An 18640-nucleotide genomic window follows, 5' to 3' on the forward strand; every position below is an offset into this window, starting at 1 on the left:
ACACCGCCATGACTCCCCCTGCCGTCGAGCCCGAGGCGCTGAAGAACTCGCTGGCGGGTCTGCTGGGCGACAAGGCCCAATCCCTCCAGGTGGTCCGCGAAGAGCTCACGCTCACGGTGAAGGCGGCCGACTACCTGGCCGTCATGCAGACCCTGCGCGATGCGCCCGAGGCCCGCTTCGAACAGCTCATCGACCTCTGCGGCATGGACTACCAGACCTACGGCGATGGCCGCTGGGAAGGCCAGCGCTTCGCGGCGGTGGTGCACCTGCTGTCCGTCACCCACAACCACCGCGTTCGCGTGCGCGTGTTCTGCCCCGAAGACGATTTCCCGGTGCTGGCGTCGGTGACCCCGCTGTGGGCCGCGGCCAACTGGTACGAGCGCGAGGCCTTCGACCTGTACGGCATCGTCTTCGAAGGCCACGACGACCTGCGCCGCATCCTGACCGACTACGGCTTCATCGGCCACCCGTTCCGCAAGGACTTCCCGCTGTCGGGCCACGTCGAAATGCGCTACGACGCCGAGCGCCAGCGCGTGATCTACGAGCCGGTGACCATCGAGCCGCGCGAGATCACGCCGCGCATCATCCGCGAAGACAACTACGGCGGGCTTCACTGATGCACCCCCACGCTCATCACTTCGTGTATTCGCTGCCCCCCGAGGGGGCGCGGGCTTCCCTTGGGACGGCCCGGCGGGAGCCCTGACATGGCAGAGATCAAGAACTACACCCTGAACTTCGGCCCGCAGCACCCGGCCGCGCACGGCGTGCTGCGCCTCGTGCTGGAGCTGGACGGCGAGGTCGTGCAACGCGCCGACCCGCACATCGGCCTGCTGCACCGCGCCACCGAAAAGCTGGCCGAGCACAAGACCTACATCCAGTCGCTGCCCTACATGGACCGGCTGGACTACGTGTCCATGATGTGCAACGAGCACGCCTACTGCCTGGCCATCGAGAAGCTGCTGGGCATCGAGGTGCCGATCCGCGCGCAGTACATCCGCGTGATGTTCAGCGAGATCACGCGCCTGCTCAACCACCTGATGTGGCTGGGTTCGCACGGCAACGATTGCGGCAGCTCGACCATCCTGATCTACGCGTTCCGCGAGCGTGAAGACCTGTTCGACATGTACGAAGCCGTCTCGGGTGCGCGCATGCACGCGGCCTACTTCCGTCCGGGCGGCGTGTACCGCGATCTGCCGGACAGCATGCCGCAGTACAAGCACAGCAAGATCCGCAACGCGCGCGCCATGGAGCAGATGAACACGAACCGCCAGGGTTCGCTGCTGGACTTCATCGACGACTTCACCCGGCGCTTCCCGACCTACCTGGCCGAATACCACACGCTGCTGACCGACAACCGCATCTGGAAGCAGCGCACCGTCGGCATCGGTGTGGTCACGCCCGAGCGCGCGCTCAACCTGGGCATGACCGGCCCCATGTTGCGCGGCTCCGGCATCGCCTGGGACCTGCGCAAGAAGCAGCCCTACGACGTGTACGGCCAGATGGACTTCGACATCCCGGTCGGCAAGACCGGCGACTGCTACGACCGCTACCTCGTCCGCATGGAGGAGATGAAGCAGTCCAACCGCATCATCGAACAATGCTCGAAATGGCTGCGCGCCAATCCCGGCCCGGTGATCACCGACAACCACAAGGTGGCCGCGCCCGCCCGTGAGGCCATGAAGGCCAACATGGAAGAGCTGATCCACCACTTCAAGCTCTTCACCGAAGGTTTCCACGTGCCCGAAGGCGAGGCCTACGCGGCGGTCGAACACCCCAAGGGCGAGTTCGGCATCTACCTCGTGAGCGATGGCGCCAACAAGCCCTACCGCCTGAAGATCCGCGCGCCCGGTTTCGCGCACCTCGCCACCATGGACGAGATGGCGCGCGGCCACATGCTGGCCGACGCGGTGGCCATCATCGGCACCATGGACATCGTTTTCGGAGAGATCGACCGATGAGCACCGTCACGCCCGAGTCCTTCCAGGAGGCCACGATCCGGCGCTTCGACCGCGAGGTCGCGAAGTACCCCGACGAGCAGCGCATTTCCGCGGTGATGGCCTGCCTGTCCATCATCCAGCAGGAAGAGGGCCACGTGAGCCCTGAAGCCGAGGTGGCGCTGGCCGCCTACCTGCGTGTCGAACCGATCGCGGTGCACGAGGTCACGACCTTCTACAACATGTACAACCAGCGGCCGGTGGGCAAGTTCAAGCTCAACGTCTGCACCAACCTGCCGTGCCAGCTGCGCGACGGCAACAAGGCCCTGCACCACCTGGAGCAGAAGCTGGGCATCACCATGGGCGAGACCACGGTCGACGGCCTGTTCACGCTGCAGCAGAGCGAATGCCTGGGTGCCTGCGCCGACTCCCCCGTGATGCTGGTCAACGACCGCCACATGTGCAGCTTCATGAGCAATGAGAAGCTGGACCAGCTGGTCGACGGCCTCAAATCGTCCGTGCAGGCCTCGGAAGGACAAGCATGAACGCCGAGCAGATCCTCTCGCAGTTCCGCGCCACCGGCGTGCAGACCTGCTTCCACGGCCGCCACATCGAACCGCAGATCTACGCCGGCCTCGATGGCAGCAACTGGTCGCTCGAGGACTACGTGGCCCGCGGTGGTTACCAGGCCCTGCGCAAGGTGCTGGGCCAGGACGGCTCACCGCCGGCCGGTGATCCGCCCGTCGTGGGCATGACGCAGGACCAGGTGATCGCCACGCTCAAGGAATCGGCGCTGCGCGGCCGGGGCGGTGCGGGCTTCCCCACCGGCCTGAAGTGGAGCTTCATGCCGCGCCAGTTCCCGGGCCAGAAGTACCTGGTGTGCAACTCGGACGAAGGCGAGCCCGGCACCTGCAAGGACCGCGACATCCTGCTGTACAACCCGCACATCGTCATCGAAGGCATGGCTATCGCGGCGTATGCGATGGGCATCAGCGTGGGCTACAACTACATCCACGGCGAGATCTTCGAAGCCTATGAGCGCTTCGAGGCGGCACTGGAAGAGGCGCGCGCCGCCGGCTTCCTGGGCGACGGCATCATGGGCAGCGGCTTCAACTTCCAGCTGCACGCCGCGCACGGTTTCGGCGCCTACATCTGCGGTGAAGAAACCGCGCTGCTCGAATCGCTCGAAGGCAAGAAGGGCCAGCCTCGCTTCAAGCCGCCGTTCCCGGCCAGCTTCGGCCTGTACGGCAAGCCCACCACCATCAACAACACCGAGACCTTCGCGGCGGTGCCCTGGATCATCCGCAACGGCGGTGCGGCCTACCTGGCCTGCGGCAAGCCGAACAACGGTGGCACCAAGATCTATTCGGTCTCGGGCGACGTGGAGATGCCGGGCAACTACGAAGTGCCATTGGGCACGCCGTTCAGCAAGCTGCTGGAGCTCGCCGGTGGCGTGCGCAAGGGCCGCACGCTCAAGGCCGTGATCCCCGGCGGCTCGTCGGCTCCGGTGCTGCCTGCGCACATCATGATGGAGTGCACGATGGACTACGACTCCATCGCCAAGGCCGGCTCCATGCTGGGCTCGGGTGCCGTCATCGTGATGGACGACTCGCGCTGCATGGTCGAGTCGCTCAAGCGCCTGTCCTACTTCTACATGCACGAATCCTGCGGTCAGTGCACACCCTGCCGCGAAGGCACGGGCTGGCTCTGGCGCATGGTGGACCGCATCGATCGCGGCCTGGGCAAGCCCGCTGACATGGCGCTGCTCGACAACGTGGCCGAGAACATCATGGGCCGCACCATCTGCGCCCTGGGCGATGCGGCGGCCATGCCGGTGCGCGCCATGATCAAACACTTCCGGCATGAGTTCGAGGCCAAGATCACGGCTGCTCAGACGCCCGCCAAGGCCGCTTAAGAGAAGACATTCCCATGGTTGAAATCGAACTCGACGGCAAGAAGGTGGAAGTGCCCCCGGGCAGCATGGTCATGCATGCGGCCGAGAAGGCGGGCACCTACATCCCCCACTTCTGCTACCACAAGAAGCTGTCCATCGCGGCCAACTGCCGCATGTGCCTGGTCGACGTGGAGAAGGCGCCCAAGCCCATGCCGGCCTGCGCCACGCCGGTTACGCAGGGCATGATCGTGCGCACCAAGAGCGACAAGGCGATCAAGGCTCAGCAGTCGGTGATGGAGTTCCTGCTCATCAACCACCCGCTGGACTGCCCCATCTGCGACCAGGGTGGCGAATGCCAGCTGCAGGATCTGGCCGTGGGCTATGGCGGCTCCGGTTCGCGCTACGAAGAAGAAAAGCGCGTGGTGTTCCACAAGGACGTGGGCCCGCTGATCTCCATGGAAGAGATGAGCCGCTGCATCCACTGCACCCGCTGCGTGCGCTTCGGCCAGGAAGTGGCCGGCGTGATGGAGCTGGGCATGTCGCACCGCGGCGAACACGCCGAGATCGAGACCTTCCTGGGCGACACGGTGGACTCCGAACTCTCGGGCAACATGATCGACATCTGCCCGGTCGGCGCGCTCACCAGCAAGCCCTTCCGCTACAGCGCCCGCACCTGGGAGCTCTCGCGCCGCAAGAGCGTGAGCCCGCACGACTCCACCGGCGCCAACCTGATCGTCCAGGTGAAGAACCACAAGGTCATGCGCGTGGTGCCGCTGGAAAACGAAGCCGTCAACGAATGCTGGATCGCCGACCGTGACCGCTTCTCGTACGAAGCCGTCAACAGCGAAGAACGCCTGACCTCGCCCATGCTCAAGCAGGGCGGTGAATGGAAGACGGTCGACTGGCAGACCGCGCTCGAGTACGTGGCCAATGGCCTGAAGCAGGTCAAGGCCGACCACGGCGCCGCCGCCATCGGCCTGCTGGCCAGCCCGCACAGCACGCTCGAAGAGCTGGCCCTGGCCGGTGCCCTGGTGCGGGGGTTGGGCAGCCAGAACATCGACGCGCGCCTGCGCCACGCCGATTTCTCGAACACGGCACCCACCGGTGCTGCCCGCTGGCTGGGTCTGCCGATCGCATCGCTCTCCACGCTGCAGCGCGTGCTCGTGATCGGCTCCAACCTGCGCAAGGACCACCCGCTGTTCGCGCAGCGCATCCGCCAGGCCCAGCGCAAGGGCGCGCAGGTCAACGTGCTCAACGCCGTGGCGCAGGATTGGGCCATGCCGGTGAAGAACACCGTGCTGGCCGACAGCGGCCTGTGGGTGTCGGCGCTGGCCGGCATCGCGGCCGCCATCGGCGCCGAAACGGGTGCCGCGACGCCCGTGAGTGGCGAGGCCACGGACGCGCACCGCGCGGTGGCCAAGTCCCTGCTGGGTGGCGAACAGAAAGCCATTCTGCTGGGCAACGCGGCAGCGCACCATGCCAAGGCGGCCAGCCTGCTCGCGCTCGCGAACTGGATCGCGCAACAGACTGGCGCCACGGTGGGTTACCTCAGCGAAGCGGCCAACACCGTGGGCGCGCAGCTGGTGAACGCGGTGCCGGGGCAGGGCGGTCTGAACGCCGGCCAGATGCTGGTGGGCCAGCTCAAGGCCGCCATCCTGCTCAACACCGAACCCGCCCAGGACACCGCCGTCGGTGCCACGGGTCTGGCGGCGGCCGGCATGGTCGTCACCCTCAGCCCCTTCAAGACCAACCTCGACGTGAGCGACGTGCTGCTGCCCATCGCGCCGTTCACCGAAACCTCGGGTTCCTTCGTGAACGCCGAAGGCCGCCTGCAAGGCTTCCACGCCGTCGTGCGCCCGCTGGGCGACACGCGCCCGGCCTGGAAGGTGCTGCGCGTGCTCGGCAACCTGCTGGACCTGCCGGGCTTCGACGCCGATTCGTCGCAGGCCGTGCTGGCCGCGGCGCTGCCGGGCGTGAGCAACGGCGCCGTGGTTGATGCCGCCCGCCTGTCCAACGCGAGCAGCGCGGCGATCGACACGTCGCCCGCCGAAGTGGCGCCCTGCGTGGCGTCCATCTACCAGCTCGACGGCCTGGTGCGCCGCTCGACCGCCCTGCAACTCACCGCCGATGCGCGGACCGCTCAAGCCCTGGAAGGAGCCGCAGCGTGATCGATGCGATGTACAACGGCGGCCTGGGCCTGATCGCCGCCGACTGGTGGGCCACCGGTGCCTGGCCCGTCATCTGGAACCTGATCAAGATCGTGGTCGTGCTCGCTCCCCTGATGGGCGCGGTGGCCTACCTCACGCTGTGGGAGCGCAAGCTGCTCGGCTGGATCCAGGTGCGCCACGGTCCCAACCGCGTGGGCCCCTTCGGCCTGCTGCAACCGATCGCCGACGCGCTCAAGCTGCTGACCAAGGAACTGATCCGCCCCAGCGCGGCCAGCAACGGCCTGTTCCGCCTCGGCCCCGTCATGGCATCATGCCGGCGTTGGCCGCGTGGGTCGCGATTCCTTTCGGCCCGGAGGCGATCATCGCCAACGTGAACGCCGGCCTGCTGGTGATCCTGGCCATCACCTCGATCGAGGTCTACGGTGTGATCATCGCCGGCTGGGCGTCCAACTCCAAGTACGCCTTCCTGGGCGCGCTGCGCGCCTCGGCACAGATGGTGAGCTACGAAATCGCCATCGGCTTCTGCTTCCTGGTGGTGGTCATGACCGCCGGCAGCCTGCACCTGGGTGAGATCGTGGCCTCTCAGGCGCGCGGCATGGGCGCCAACATGGGCCTGGGCTTCCTGTCCTGGAACTGGCTGCCCCTGTTGCCGATCTTCTTCGTCTACCTGATCTCCGGCGTGGCCGAAACGCAACCGCCACCCCTTCGACGTGGTCGAAGGCGAGGCCGAGATCGTGGCCGGCCACATGGTCGAGTACTCGGGCATGGGCTTCGCCATCTTCTTCCTGGCCGAGTACGCCAGCATGTGGCTGGTGTCCGTGCTGGCCGTGCTGATGTTCCTGGGCGGCTGGCTGTCGCCGATCGCCGCGCTCGACTTCATCCCCGGCTGGATCTGGCTCGGCATCAAGACCTGCGTCGTGGTGTCCATGTTCATCTGGATCCGCGCCACCTTCCCCCGCTTCCGCTACGACCAGATCATGCGTCTGGGCTGGAAGATCTTCATCCCTGTCACGCTGATCTGGCTGCTCCTCGTGGGCGCGCTCATGCAGACCCCGTGGAACCTCTGGAAATAAGCCGGGCGAACGACCATGTCCACCACCACCGCCAATTCCACCGCGCCGTCCGCGCACGCCGCGCCGTTCTCCTTCCGCGATTTCTTCAACAGTTTCCTGCTGGTGGAGCTGTTCAAGGGCATGGCCCTGACGGGCCGCTACGCCTTCAAGCGCAAGGTCACGGTGCAGTTCCCCGAGGAGAAGACGCCGCTGTCGCCGCGCTTCCGTGGCCTGCACGCCCTGCGCCGTTACGAGAACGGTGAAGAGCGCTGCATCGCCTGCAAGCTCTGCGAAGCCGTCTGCCCGGCGATGGCGATCACCATCGAATCCGATGTGCGCGCCGATGGTTCGCGCCGCACCACGCGCTACGACATCGACCTGACCAAGTGCATCTTCTGCGGCTTCTGCGAAGAAAGCTGCCCGGTCGATTCCATCGTCGAGACGCACGTCCTCGAATACCACGGCGAGAAGCGCGGCGACCTGTATTTCACCAAGGAGATGCTGCTGGCCGTGGGCGACCGCTACGAATCCGAGATCGCCGCCGCCCGGGCCTCCGACGCCCCCTACCGCTGACCGGTGCCGAACCGATTCGGCCGGACCAGACGACACAAGAACCACGACGCCATGGATTACCAGACCGGCTTTTTCTACCTGTTCGCCGCGGTGCTGCTGTACGCAGGCTACCGCGTGATCACCGCGCGCAACCCGGTGCATGCCGTGCTGCACCTCATGCTCGCGTTCTCGCAGGCGGCGGCGTTGTGGCTGTTGCTGCGCGCCGAGTTCCTGGGCATCACGCTGGTGCTGGTGTACCTGGGCGCGGTGATGGTGCTGTTCCTCTTCGTCGTGATGATGCTGGACATCAACCTGGACACGGTGCGCCAGGGCTTCTGGAAGCACTTCCCGGTGGCGGCCTTGCTCGGCGCCTTCGTGGCGGCCGAACTCATCGCCGTGCTGTGGGCCGGTTTCCCCACGGTCACGGGCAATCCGGGCGCGGTGGCCGCCGACCCGGGCTACTCCAACACCCGTGAACTGGGCGTGCTGCTGTACACCGAGTACCTGTACCCGATCGAAGTGGCCGCCGTGATCCTGCTGGCGCGCATGATCGCGGCCATCGCGCTGACCCTGCGCCAGCGCAAGGACAGCAAGGCCATCAACCCCAATCTGCAGGTGCACGTGCGCGCCAGCGACCGCCTGGTGGTGCTGCCCATGAACGCCACGCAGAAAGCCGCCCCCGCCGCCGAAGCGGCAGCCGCCCAGGAGGGCCAGAAACCATGACCGTCTCGCTGGGCCATTTCCTCGCCGTCGGCGCGATCCTGTTCGCGATCTCGGTCGTGGGCATCTTCCTGAACCGCAAGAACCTCATCGTTCTGCTCATGGCCATCGAACTGATGCTGCTGGCCGTGAACATGAACTTCGTGGCCTTCTCGCATTTCCTGGGCGACATGCACGGCCAGGTCTTCGTGTTTTTCATCCTGACCGTGGCCGCCGCCGAATCGGCGATCGGTCTGGCGATTCTGGTGCTGCTGTTCCGCAACAAGTCGTCGATCAGCGTCGAAGAACTCAACACCCTCAAGGGTTGAGGCCAGGGCCACCCCACACGAGAACTCAGGCAAGAACCCCATGAGCACCACCCTCTCTGCAAGCACCTTGCTCGCCGTTCCGCTGGCCCCATTGCTGGGTTCGGCGATCGCCGGCATCCTGGGCACCACCTTCGGCGGCAACGTGATCGGCCGCCGCGCCTCGCACACCTTCACCATCCTGGGCGTGCTGGTGGCCTTCATCCTCTCGGCCATGACGCTCAAGAGCGTGGCCGTGGACGGCGCGCGCTTCAACGAGACCATCTACACCTGGATGGTGGTGGGCGGCCTGAAGATGGAGATCGGCTTCCTGGTCGATGGCCTCACCGCGATGATGATGGTGGTCGTCACCTTCGTCTCGCTCATGGTGCACCTCTACACCATCGGCTACATGGAAGAGGACGACGGCTACAACCGCTTCTTCGCCTACATCTCGCTGTTCACCTTCTCCATGCTCATGCTGGTCATGAGCAACAACCTGCTGCAGCTGTTCTTCGGCTGGGAAGCGGTGGGCCTGGTGTCCTACCTGCTGATCGGGTTCTGGTTCAACAAGCCCACGGCCATCTTCGCCAACATGAAGGCCTTCCTGGTCAACCGCGTGGGTGACTTCGGCTTCATCCTCGGCATCGGCCTGATCGTGGCCTACGCCGGCACCATGAACTACACCGAGGTGTTCGCCAAGGCGCCCGAACTCGGCACGCTGGGCTTCCCCGGCACCGACTGGATGCTGATCACCGTGATCTGCATCTGCCTGTTCATCGGCGCCATGGGCAAGAGCGCGCAGTTCCCGCTGCACGTCTGGCTGCCCGACTCCATGGAGGGCCCCACGCCCATCTCGGCGCTGATCCACGCCGCCACCATGGTGACCGCCGGCATCTTCATGGTCGCGCGCATGTCGCCGCTGTTCGAACTGTCGGACACCGCGCTCAACTTCATCCTGGTCATCGGCGCGATCACCGCGCTGTTCATGGGTTTCCTGGGCATCATCCAGAACGACATCAAGCGCGTGGTGGCGTACTCCACGCTCTCGCAGCTGGGCTACATGACGGTGGCGCTGGGCGCCTCTGCCTACTCGGTGGCCGTGTTCCACCTGATGACCCACGCCTTCTTCAAGGCGCTGCTGTTCCTGGCCGCCGGCTCGGTCATCATGGGTCTGCACCACAACCAGGACATCCGCTGGATGGGTGGCGTGCGCAAGTACATGCCCATCACCTGGATCACCTCGCTGCTGGGCACGCTGGCCCTGATCGGCACGCCGCTGTTCTCCGGTTTCTATTCCAAGGACAGCATCATCGAGGCGGTGCACTTCAGCAACCTGCCCGCCGCCGGCTTCGCGCACTTCGCGGTGCTCGCGGGCGTGTTCGTCACCTCGTTCTACTCGTTCCGCCTCTACTTCCTGGTGTTCCACGGCAAGGAGCGCTACGACCAGAACCCGGACGCCCACCACGGTCACCACGATGACCATGGCGACCACCACGACGACCATGGGCACGGCCACGGCGATGGCAAGCCGCACGAGTCGCCCTGGGTGGTGACGGTGCCGCTGCTGCTGCTGGCCATTCCTTCGGTGGTGATCGGTTTCATCACCATCCAGCCCATGCTGTTCGGTGACTTCTTCAAGGACGCCATCACCATCAACACCGCGGCCCACCCGGCCATGGTGAAGTTCGGCGAGATGTTCCACGGCCCCCTGGCGATGGCGACCCACGCGCTGTCGACCGCGCCGCTGTACCTGGCGCTGGCCGGCGCGGTGTGCGCCTGGTACATGTACCTGATCAACCCGGCCGTGCCGGCCGCCATCGCGCGCGCGCTGCGCCCGCTGATCGTGGTGCTGGAGAACAAGTACTACCTGGACTGGTTCAACGAGAACGTGCTGGCCCGTGGCGCGCGCGCGCTGGGTGTCGGCCTCTGGAAGGGCGGCGACCGGGGCGTGATCGAAGGCGGCGTGGTCAACGCCAGCTGGAAGCTGGTGGGTGTGGTGTCCTCGGTCGTGCGCCGCGCGCAGACCGGTTACCTCTACCACTACGCGCTCATGATGATCGTGGGCGTGCTGCTGTTCATGACGTATTTCGTCTGGCTCGCCAAATAAGAAGAGGGATAACAAGATGGGTTTGCTGAGCCTTGCAATCTGGACGCCGATCTTCTTCGGCGTCGTGCTGCTGGCCCTGGGCCGCGACGATCAGGCGCACGTGGTGCGCTGGGTCGCGCTGGTGGGCGCCATTGCCGGCCTGGCCGTCACCGTGCCGCTGTACACCGGCTTCGAGCTGGGCACCGCCGCCATGCAGTTCGTCGAGAAGCGCGCCTGGATCGAGAACTTCAACGTCAACTACCACCTGGGCGTGGACGGCATCTCGCTCTGGCTGATCTTGCTGACCGCCTTCATCAACGTGGTGGTGGTGGTGGCGAGCTGGGAGTCGATCACCTCGCGCGTCAACCAGTACATGGGCGCCTTCCTGATCCTCTCGGGCCTGATGATCGGTGTCTTCAGCGCGCAGGACGCGATGCTGTTCTACGTGTTCTTCGAAGCCACGCTGATCCCGATGTACCTGATCATCGGCATCTGGGGTGGCCCGAACAAGATCTACGCGGCCTTCAAGTTCTTCCTGTACACCTTGCTGGGCTCGCTGCTCATGCTGGTGGCCCTGATCTACCTGTATACGCAGTCCGGCGGCAGCTTCGCGCTGGCCGACTGGTACAAGCTGCCCCTGGGCGGCACCGCGCAGACCCTGCTGTTCTTCGCCTTCTTCGCCGCCTTCGCGGTGAAGGTGCCGATGTGGCCGGTGCACACCTGGCTGCCCGACGTGCACGTGGAAGCCCCCACCGGCGGTTCGGCCGTGCTGGCGGCCATCATGCTCAAGCTGGGTGCCTACGGTTTCCTGCGCTTCTCGCTGCCCATCCTGCCCGATGCCGCGCACGAATGGGCCTGGCTGATGATCGCGCTCTCGCTCATCGCCGTGATCTACGTGGGCCTGGTCGCCATGGTGCAGCAGGACATGAAGAAACTCGTGGCCTATTCGTCGGTCGCCCACATGGGCTTCGTCACCCTGGGCTTCTTCGTCTTCAGCGACCTCGGCGTCTCCGGCGCGATCGTGCAGATGATCGCTCACGGCTTCGTCTCGGCCGCGATGTTCCTGGGCATCGGCGTGCTGTACGACCGCGTGCACTCGCGCGAGATCGCCGACTACGGCGGCGTGGTCAACACCATGCCCAAGTTCGCCGCTTTCGCGCTGCTTTTCACCATGGCCAACTGCGGCCTGCCGGGCACCGCCGGTTTCGTGGGCGAGTGGATGGTCATCATCGCCGCCGTCAAGGCCAACTTCTGGATCGGCCTGCTGGCCGCCTCGGCCCTGATTTTCGGCGCCGCGTACTCGCTGTGGATGTACAAGCGGGTCTACCTCGGCAGCGTGGGCAACGACAACGTCAAGGCCCTGGTCGACATCAACGCGCGCGAATTCCTGGTACTGGGCGTGCTGGCGCTGGCCGTGCTCTACATGGGTGTCTATCCCAAGCCCTTCACCGACGTGATGGATGCGTCCGTGGCCGAACTGCTGCGCCACGTCGCCATCTCCAAACTGAACTGAGCTCACGCTACACGAGAGAACGCTCACATGATTGACAAGCTCAGCTGGGTCGCGGCCTACCCAGAAATCCTCCTGATGACGATGGCCTGCGTGATCGCGCTGGTTGATCTGGCGGTGAAGACGCCGCTGCGCGGCGTCACCTACGGCCTGACGCTGCTGACGCTGGGCGTCATCGCGGTGCTGCAGGGCCTGGCCGCGAGCTCGGGCAACACCGTCTACGGCTTCGGCGGCATGATCGTCAGCGACCCGATGGGCAACTGGCTCAAGTGCTTCGCCTCCATCGCCATGATGGTCACCTTCGTGTACGGCCGCGCCTACTCGGGCCAGCGCGACATGCTGCGCGGCGGCGAGCTGTTCAGCCTGGGCATGTTCGCGCTGCTGGGCATGTTCGTCATGATCTCCAGCCACCACTTCCTGGTGATCTACCTCGGTCTGGAGCTGCTCACGCTCTCCAGCTACGCCCTGGTGGCGCTGCGCCGCGACGACGTGAAGGCCACGGAAGCGGCCATGAAGTACTTCGTGCTGGGCGCGCTGGCCAGCGGTTTCCTGCTCTACGGCCTGTCCATGGTCTATGGCGCCACCGGTTCGCTGAACCTCACCGAGGTGATGCTGACCATCGCGGGCGGCGACGACACGCTCGTGGGCTCGCCGCAGGTGCTCACCCTGGGCCTGGTGTTCGTGGTGGCCGGCCTGGCCTTCAAGCTCGGCGTGGTGCCCTTCCACATGTGGGTGCCCGACGTGTACCACGGTGCCCCGACCGCCATCACCCTGATGATCGGTGGCGCACCCAAGCTGGCCGCCTTCGCCATCGTGATCCGCCTGCTGGTCGAAGGCCTGCAGCCGCTGGCCGTGGACTGGCAGCAGATGCTCGCGGTGCTCGCCGTCATGTCGCTGCTGGTGGGCAACCTCGCCGCCATCGCGCAGAACAACCTCAAGCGCATGCTGGCCTTCTCGACCATCGCGCAGATGGGCTTCCTGATGCTGGGCCTGCTCGCGGGCGTGGTGCAGGGCGCCGACGGCCTGGACAGCAGCAACATGGCCAACGCCTACGGCTCGTCCATGTTCTATGTCGTCACCTACGTGCTGACCACGCTGGGCACCTTCGGTGTGATCCTGCTGCTCTCGCGCAGCGGCTTCGAGTCGGAGAACATCAGCGACCTGGCCGGCCTGAACCAGCGCAGCCCGCTGTACGCCGGCGTCATGGCGGTCTGCATGTTCTCGCTGGCCGGTGTGCCGCCGCTGGTGGGTTTCTACGCCAAGCTCGCCGTGCTGCAGGCGCTGCTGGCTTCGAGCGCCGCGTTCTATGTGGGCCTGGCCGTGTTCGCGGTGATCATGTCGCTGATCGGCGCGTTCTACTACCTGCGCGTGGTCAAGATCATGTACTTCGATGCGCCCACGCAGACCGCCGAGATCGAGGCCGGGCTGGACGCGCGCGCGGTGCTCTCGGTCAACGGCCTGCTGGTGCTGGTGCTCGGCATCGTGCCTGGCGGCCTCATGACCCTGTGCGCCCAGGCCGTGGCGCAACTGCTGGCCTGATCGCGTTGGCGGCGCACCGGTGAACTTGCCGGTGGCCGCCGGCTCACACCGTTCCATGACCCACACACTCTCTGTCTGGCTGGTGCTGATCACCGCCTTCGTCGCGGCCAACCTGCCCTTCCTCAACAACCGTTGGCTGGCCGTGCTGCCGCGCCGCGCGCCCAAGACGCTGTGGATGCGCGTGGGTGAACTGGTGCTGCTGTACTTCTTGGTCGGTGCGTTGGGCCTGGCGCTCGAACGCGACGCCGGCCAGATCGCCCCCCAGGGCTGGGAGTTCTACGCCACCACGGGTTCGCTGTTCCTGACCTTGGCCTTCCCCGGCTTCGTCTACCGCTACCTGTTTCGCCGCCGCGGCTGATGGCCGAGCTGCCCATGGCCGACGACAGCCACCTCCGAGAAACCCCGCTGTCGCGCACCGAGTTGCTGCGCGGGCATTTCCTGCACGTGGTGCGCGACACCGTGCGCATGCCCGATGGCGCCCACGCCACGCGCGAGTTCGTGCTGCACCCGGGCGCCGTGATGGTGATCGGCCTGCTGGACGACGGCCGTGTGGTGATGGAGCGGCAGTTCCGCCACCCCATGCAGGCGGTGATGATCGAATTCCCCGCCGGCAAGCTCGACGCGGGCGAGGGCAGCCTGGCCTGCGCGCAGCGCGAGCTGCTCGAGGAAACGGGCTACAGCGCCCGCGAATGGGCCTTCGCCGGCCGGCTCGCGCCCACCATCGCCTATTCCGACGAAGTCATCGACATCTGGTTCGCGCGCGGCCTCACGCTCGGTGAGCGCCAGCTCGACGAAGGCGAATTCCTGGACGTGTTCGCCGCCACCCCCGCCGAGCTGCAGGCCTGGTGTTTCAGCGGCGAGGTGATCGACTGCAAGACCCTGATCGGCTCCATGTGGCTGCAGAACGTGCAGCGCGGCGAATGGGTTCTGGAGTGGGCCACCCACCCGAACGGGGCGGATGCGGGACAATCCGGGGCATGAAGGTCCTCAACCTGCAGTGCGCGCACCAGCACGAGTTCGAAGGCTGGTTCGGCTCCGAAGACGACTACACGAGCCAGCTCGAGCGCGGCCTGGTGTCGTGCCCGATGTGTGGCGATGTGCACATTCAGAAGAAGCTCTCGGCACCGAGGCTGAATCTGCGCGCCGGTCGCCAGGAGGCGCAGGCGCCGGCCGAACCGGCCGCCGGCACCGCGGTGCGCATGAGCAACCACGGTGGCCAGCCCGACCTGGTGCGCATGCAGGCGCGCATCATGCAGGCGCTGCGCGAGGTGATGGCGAACACCGAAGACGTGGGTGAACGTTTCGCCGACGAAGCCCGGGCCATGCACCATGGCGAGGTCGAGCATCGGCAGATCCGGGGCCAGGCCAGCCCGCAGGAAGCCCTCGAACTGATGGAGGAGGGCATCGAGGTGATCGCCTTGCCCTCCGTGCCCGGCATCAAAGAAACGCTGCAGTAGCCTCTCCGAGGCGCGTGCCTCACCCCAGAGATGCCGTGGAACCGGCTTCGCCGGGCCACAGGCATCGTCCCCCCTCCAAGCGCCGAAGGCGCGCCAGAGAGGGGGGAAGCCGCGCAGCGGCGCAGGGGGAGTTACGGATACAGGCCTCGCAGGTCGCGCGCGTGCAGGATGCGCTTGCAGGCCACGATGAAGGTCGCCGTGCGCAGGCTCACCTTGTTCTCGTCGGCCACCTGCCACACGGCGGCGAAGGCGTCCTTCATGATCTTGACCAGGCGGGCGTTGATCTCGTCCTCGCTCCAGAAGAAGCTGGAGAAGTCCTGCACCCACTCGAAGTAGCTCACCGTCACGCCGCCGGCGTTGGCGATCACGTCGGGCAGCACCAGCACGTTGCGCTCGTGCAGGATGTCGTCGGCCTGCGGCGTGGTCGGGCCGTTGGCGCCCTCGATCACCATGCGCGCCTGGATGCGGCCGGCGTTGGCCTCGGTGATCTGCGATTCGAGCGCGGCGGGGATGAGGATGTCGCAGGGCACGTCCCAGAAGGCGTCGTTGGCCATCACTTCGGCACCGGCAAAACCCGCCACCGTGCCGGCGCGCTTCACATGGTCCAGCAGCGCGGGCACGTCGAGGCCGGCCTCGCGGTAGATGGTGCCGCCGTGGTCCTGCACCGCGACCACCTTGGCGCCGGCCTCGGCGAACAGCTTGCCGGCCACGCCGCCCACGTTGCCGAAGCCCTGCACGGCCACGCGCGCGGTGGACACGTCCAGGCCGATGCGGCGCGCCGCTTCCACGCCCACGGTGAACACGCCGCGGCCCGTGGCCTCGCGCCGGCCCAGCGAGCCGCCCAGGTCCACCGGCTTGCCGGTGACCACGCCGGTGGCGGTGGCACCCTCGTTCATCGAGTAGGTGTCCATCATCCAGGCCATGATCTGCTCGTTCGTGTTCACGTCCGGCGCCGGGATGTCCTTGGTCGGACCGATGATGATGCCGATCTCGCTCGTGTAGCGGCGCGTCACGCGCTCGAGCTCACCGATCGTGAGCTGGCGCGGGTCCACGCGGATGCCGCCCTTGGCACCGCCGTAGGGCACGTTCACCGCCGCGTTCTTGATCGACATCCAGGCCGACAGGGCCATCACCTCGGACAGCGTCACGTCCTGGTGGAAACGAACACCACCCTTGCCCGGGCCGCGCGAGGTGTTGTGCTGCACGCGGTAACCCTCGAAGTGGGCCACGGTGCCGTTGTCCAGGTGGATCGGCACGTCCACGATCAGCGTGCGCTTGGGCCGCTTGAGGGTGTCGACCCAGCGCGCCAGCGGGCCCAGGTAGGGCGCGACACGGTCCACCTGTTGCAGGTAGACGCCCCAGGGGCCGAGGTGCTTGGGGTCGAGGTAGGAGGGGAGGGCTTGCGTGAAAACGGCCGGGGCGCTGGTGGCGCTGCCGGCCGGAAGGGGCGGTGTTTGTGACATGGAAGATTCCTTGTGGTGTGTGGCCCTGTGCTGAGCCAACAAGCGGAAGCTTACGGAGATGCCTTCTTCATGTCCAAGGCCATGATGCCATCGTGTTATGCATCGATTGCATAGTTGAACTTTTTTCTACAGATGGGCTACACGTTGAACTGCAGCGCCGCCAGCCCCGCGTACACGCCGCCCTGCGCCACCAGCTCGGCGTGCGTGCCCTGTTCCACCAGCCGGCCGTGGTCGAGCACCACGATGCGGTCGGCCTGCTGCACCGTGCGCAAGCGGTGGGCGATCACGAGCGTGGTGCGGTCCTTCATGGCCGATTCCAGCGCGGCCTGCACCATGCGCTCGCTCTGCGCGTCCAGCGCGCTGGTGGCCTCGTCGAGCAGCAGCAGGGGCGGGTTCTTGAGCATGGCGCGCGCGATCGCGATGCGCTGGCGCTGCCCGCCCGAGAGCCGCACGCCGCGCTCGCCCAGGAAGGTGTCGTAACCCTCTGGCAGTTTCTCGATGAACTCGTCGGCGAAGGCGGCCGCCGCCGCCGCGCGCACCTCGGCGTCGCTCGCGCCGGGCTTGCCGTAGCGGATGTTCTCCATCGCGCTGCTGGAGAAGATCACCGGGTCCTGCGGCACGATGCCGATGCGCTGGCGCAGCGCGTGCAGGTCCAGCTGGTCGATCGGCACACCGTCGAGCCGGATGCTGCCCAGCGCCGGGTCGTAGTAGCGCAGCAGCAGGCCGAACACGGTCGTCTTGCCCGCGCCGCTGGGCCCGACCAGCGCCACCGTCTGCCCCGGCTGCACGGCCAGCGTGAAACCGCTGAGCGCCGCCTGCGCCGGGCGCGAGGGGTAGTGGAAGGTGACGTCGTCGAAGGCCAGCGCGCTGCCGCCTTGCGGTGCCGGCGCCTGCAAGGGCCGCGCGGGTGACTGCACCGGCGATTCACTGGCCAGCAGCTCCATCAGCCGTTCGCTCGCGCCCGCGGCGCGCAGCAGGTCGCCATACACCTCGCCCAGCACCCCCACCGCGCCGGCCAGGATGATGATGTAGACCACGGTCTGGCCCAGGTGCCCGGGCGTGATGGTGCCGGCCAGCACCGCCTGCGTGCCCTGGTACAGGCCCCAGAGCAGCAGCGCGGCCGTGCTGATGATGATGAAGGCCACCATGCCGGCGCGGGCCTTGGTGCGGCGGATGGCGGTGACGAAGGCGCTCTCCGTCGAGTCCTTGAAGCGCCCCGCCTCGCGGTCTTCGGCGGTGTAGCTCTGCACGATGGGGATGGCGTTGAGCACCTCGGCCGCGATCGCGCTGGAGTCGGCCACGCGGTCCTGGCTGGCGCGCGAGAGCTTGCGCACGCGCCGGCCGAACCACATGCTGGGCAGCACCACCAGCAGGATGATCAGCAGCACCTGCAGCATCACATACGGGTTGGTCCACACCAGCATGATCAGCGCGCCGATGCCCATCACGCCATTGCGCAGGCCCATGGAGAGCGAGGAGCCCACCACGGTCTGCACCAGCGTGGTGTCGGTGGTCAGGCGCGAGAGCACCTCGCCGGTCTGCGTGGTCTCGAAGAACTGCGGGCTCTGCCGCAGCACGTGGCTGTAGACCGCGTGGCGCAGGTCGGCCGTGATGCGTTCGCCCAGCCAGCTCACCAAGTAGAAGCGCGCGGCGGAGAACAGGCCCAGGGCCACCGCCACGGCGAAGAGTTCGAGGAAGTGGCCGCGCAGCCCCATGGCCTGCGCGCTGCGGTCGCCCGCCACCAGGCCGCCGTCGATCAGGCCGCGCAGGGCCACCGGAAACAGCAGCGTGGCAACGGCCGCCAGCACCAGGAACAGCATCGCCAGCACGATCTGGGTGCGGTAGGGCCGCATGAAGGGCAGCAGGCCGCCGAGCGAGGTGGGCGATTCGGCTTTGGGGCGGTCGGAGGAGGGTGTGGGCATGGTGCAGAGTGTGCCGGTTTTGGGGGCCGGGCGTGAATGGGGGCTCGGTGCTAGGA

The 18640-nt window shown here is 66.6% G+C and carries 16 protein-coding genes and 1 pseudogene; 15 read left to right on the forward strand and 2 right to left on the reverse strand.

From position 1 onward, the window contains the following. Nucleotides 1-8: 8 nt before the first annotated feature. From ACFJGX_RS13230 to ACFJGX_RS13300, 15 genes and pseudogenes are all read left to right on the forward strand, one after another. Nucleotides 9-617, forward strand: a complete 609-nt coding sequence (locus tag ACFJGX_RS13230) for an NADH-quinone oxidoreductase subunit C (protein WP_382325663.1) — start codon at nt 9-11, stop codon at nt 615-617. A gap of 87 nt (nt 618-704) precedes the next feature. Continuing rightward, the gene (locus tag ACFJGX_RS13235) at nt 705-1958 is read left to right on the forward strand and encodes an NADH-quinone oxidoreductase subunit D (RefSeq protein WP_382156518.1); all 1254 of its coding nucleotides are present in this window, start codon (nt 705-707) and stop codon (nt 1956-1958) included. Beyond that, nucleotides 1955-2479 (forward strand): NADH-quinone oxidoreductase subunit NuoE, encoded by a 525-nt coding sequence (gene nuoE / locus ACFJGX_RS13240; protein WP_382320776.1) that lies wholly within the window; start codon nt 1955-1957, stop codon nt 2477-2479. Before ACFJGX_RS13235 ends, nuoE begins: the two co-directional genes overlap by 4 nt. Continuing rightward, nucleotides 2476-3849 carry an NADH-quinone oxidoreductase subunit NuoF gene (nuoF, locus tag ACFJGX_RS13245; protein ID WP_382320773.1) on the forward strand — a complete coding sequence of 458 codons (1374 nt, stop codon included), beginning with the start codon at nt 2476-2478 and terminating at the stop codon, nt 3847-3849. Before nuoE ends, nuoF begins: the two co-directional genes overlap by 4 nt. Nucleotides 3850-3863: 14 nt before the next feature. Further along, nucleotides 3864-5996 (forward strand): NADH-quinone oxidoreductase subunit NuoG, encoded by a 2133-nt coding sequence (gene nuoG, locus ACFJGX_RS13250; RefSeq protein WP_382328541.1) that lies wholly within the window; start codon nt 3864-3866, stop codon nt 5994-5996. Then, nucleotides 5993-7069: pseudogene (gene nuoH, locus ACFJGX_RS13255) on the forward strand (NADH-quinone oxidoreductase subunit NuoH). The gene nuoG and the pseudogene nuoH overlap by 4 nt, the downstream one beginning before the upstream one ends. A gap of 15 nt (nt 7070-7084) precedes the next feature. Beyond that, complete coding sequence (nuoI, locus tag ACFJGX_RS13260) at nt 7085-7621, forward strand: NADH-quinone oxidoreductase subunit NuoI (protein ID WP_291120482.1); 537 nt, start codon at nt 7085-7087, stop codon at nt 7619-7621. A 51-nt stretch (nt 7622-7672) separates the two neighbouring features. Then, the gene (locus ACFJGX_RS13265; RefSeq protein WP_382328543.1) at nt 7673-8323 is read left to right on the forward strand and encodes an NADH-quinone oxidoreductase subunit J; all 651 of its coding nucleotides are present in this window, start codon (nt 7673-7675) and stop codon (nt 8321-8323) included. Then, nucleotides 8320-8628, forward strand: a complete 309-nt coding sequence (nuoK, locus tag ACFJGX_RS13270) for an NADH-quinone oxidoreductase subunit NuoK (protein ID WP_291120478.1) — start codon at nt 8320-8322, stop codon at nt 8626-8628. The genes ACFJGX_RS13265 and nuoK overlap by 4 nt, the downstream gene beginning before the upstream one ends. A 40-nt stretch (nt 8629-8668) precedes the next feature. Next, complete coding sequence (nuoL, locus tag ACFJGX_RS13275) at nt 8669-10714, forward strand: NADH-quinone oxidoreductase subunit L (RefSeq protein ID WP_382320769.1); 2046 nt, start codon at nt 8669-8671, stop codon at nt 10712-10714. A gap of 16 nt (nt 10715-10730) precedes the next feature. Beyond that, on the forward strand, nt 10731-12206 hold the full coding sequence (locus ACFJGX_RS13280; protein ID WP_291120474.1) for an NADH-quinone oxidoreductase subunit M: 1476 nt from the start codon (nt 10731-10733) through the stop codon (nt 12204-12206). Nucleotides 12207-12233: 27 nt separating this feature from the next. Continuing rightward, the gene (gene nuoN / locus ACFJGX_RS13285) at nt 12234-13742 is read left to right on the forward strand and encodes an NADH-quinone oxidoreductase subunit NuoN (protein WP_382320767.1); all 1509 of its coding nucleotides are present in this window, start codon (nt 12234-12236) and stop codon (nt 13740-13742) included. 55 nt (nt 13743-13797) lie between these two features. Next, the gene (locus tag ACFJGX_RS13290) at nt 13798-14100 is read left to right on the forward strand and encodes a DUF2818 family protein (protein ID WP_291120470.1); all 303 of its coding nucleotides are present in this window, start codon (nt 13798-13800) and stop codon (nt 14098-14100) included. Next, nucleotides 14100-14723, forward strand: a complete 624-nt coding sequence (locus tag ACFJGX_RS13295; RefSeq protein WP_382320765.1) for an NUDIX domain-containing protein — start codon at nt 14100-14102, stop codon at nt 14721-14723. Before ACFJGX_RS13290 ends, ACFJGX_RS13295 begins: the two co-directional genes overlap by 1 nt. After that, complete coding sequence (locus tag ACFJGX_RS13300) at nt 14720-15199, forward strand: DUF1178 family protein (protein ID WP_382328545.1); 480 nt, start codon at nt 14720-14722, stop codon at nt 15197-15199. The genes ACFJGX_RS13295 and ACFJGX_RS13300 overlap by 4 nt, the downstream gene beginning before the upstream one ends. Before the next feature lie 131 nt (nt 15200-15330). On the opposite strand, the gene ACFJGX_RS13305 is transcribed toward ACFJGX_RS13300, so the two are convergent. Further along, nucleotides 15331-16662, reverse strand: a complete 1332-nt coding sequence (locus tag ACFJGX_RS13305) for a Glu/Leu/Phe/Val dehydrogenase (protein ID WP_382320760.1) — start codon at nt 16660-16662, stop codon at nt 15331-15333. A gap of 137 nt (nt 16663-16799) precedes the next feature. Continuing rightward, the gene (locus ACFJGX_RS13310) at nt 16800-18584 is read right to left on the reverse strand and encodes an ABC transporter transmembrane domain-containing protein (RefSeq protein WP_382328547.1); all 1785 of its coding nucleotides are present in this window, start codon (nt 18582-18584) and stop codon (nt 16800-16802) included. Between the last annotated feature and the right edge of the window lie 56 nt (nt 18585-18640).

The sequence above is a fragment of the Hydrogenophaga sp. UC242_50 genome, from assembly GCF_042697355.1.
Lineage (GTDB): Bacteria > Pseudomonadota > Gammaproteobacteria > Burkholderiales > Burkholderiaceae_C > Hydrogenophaga.

Bases quoted from the DNA above. Each gene is read 5' to 3' on its own strand.
- ACFJGX_RS13300 (WP_382328545.1), top strand. From the start codon at position 14,720: ATGAAGGTCCTCAACCTGCAGTGCGCGCACCAGCACGAGTTCGAAGGC.
- ACFJGX_RS13305 (WP_382320760.1), bottom strand. From the start codon at position 16,662: ATGTCACAAACACCGCCCCTTCCGGCCGGCAGCGCCACCAGCGCCCCG.
- ACFJGX_RS13290 (WP_291120470.1), top strand. From the start codon at position 13,798: ATGACCCACACACTCTCTGTCTGGCTGGTGCTGATCACCGCCTTCGTC.
- ACFJGX_RS13230 (WP_382325663.1), top strand. From the start codon at position 9: ATGACTCCCCCTGCCGTCGAGCCCGAGGCGCTGAAGAACTCGCTGGCG.
- nuoG (WP_382328541.1), top strand. From the start codon at position 3,864: ATGGTTGAAATCGAACTCGACGGCAAGAAGGTGGAAGTGCCCCCGGGC.
- nuoN (WP_382320767.1), top strand. From the start codon at position 12,234: ATGATTGACAAGCTCAGCTGGGTCGCGGCCTACCCAGAAATCCTCCTG.
- ACFJGX_RS13265 (WP_382328543.1), top strand. From the start codon at position 7,673: ATGGATTACCAGACCGGCTTTTTCTACCTGTTCGCCGCGGTGCTGCTG.
- nuoE (WP_382320776.1), top strand. From the start codon at position 1,955: ATGAGCACCGTCACGCCCGAGTCCTTCCAGGAGGCCACGATCCGGCGC.
- ACFJGX_RS13295 (WP_382320765.1), top strand. From the start codon at position 14,100: ATGGCCGAGCTGCCCATGGCCGACGACAGCCACCTCCGAGAAACCCCG.
- ACFJGX_RS13280 (WP_291120474.1), top strand. From the start codon at position 10,731: ATGGGTTTGCTGAGCCTTGCAATCTGGACGCCGATCTTCTTCGGCGTC.
- ACFJGX_RS13235 (WP_382156518.1), top strand. From the start codon at position 705: ATGGCAGAGATCAAGAACTACACCCTGAACTTCGGCCCGCAGCACCCG.
- nuoK (WP_291120478.1), top strand. From the start codon at position 8,320: ATGACCGTCTCGCTGGGCCATTTCCTCGCCGTCGGCGCGATCCTGTTC.
- ACFJGX_RS13310 (WP_382328547.1), bottom strand. From the start codon at position 18,584: ATGCCCACACCCTCCTCCGACCGCCCCAAAGCCGAATCGCCCACCTCG.
- nuoF (WP_382320773.1), top strand. From the start codon at position 2,476: ATGAACGCCGAGCAGATCCTCTCGCAGTTCCGCGCCACCGGCGTGCAG.
- nuoI (WP_291120482.1), top strand. From the start codon at position 7,085: ATGTCCACCACCACCGCCAATTCCACCGCGCCGTCCGCGCACGCCGCG.
- nuoL (WP_382320769.1), top strand. From the start codon at position 8,669: ATGAGCACCACCCTCTCTGCAAGCACCTTGCTCGCCGTTCCGCTGGCC.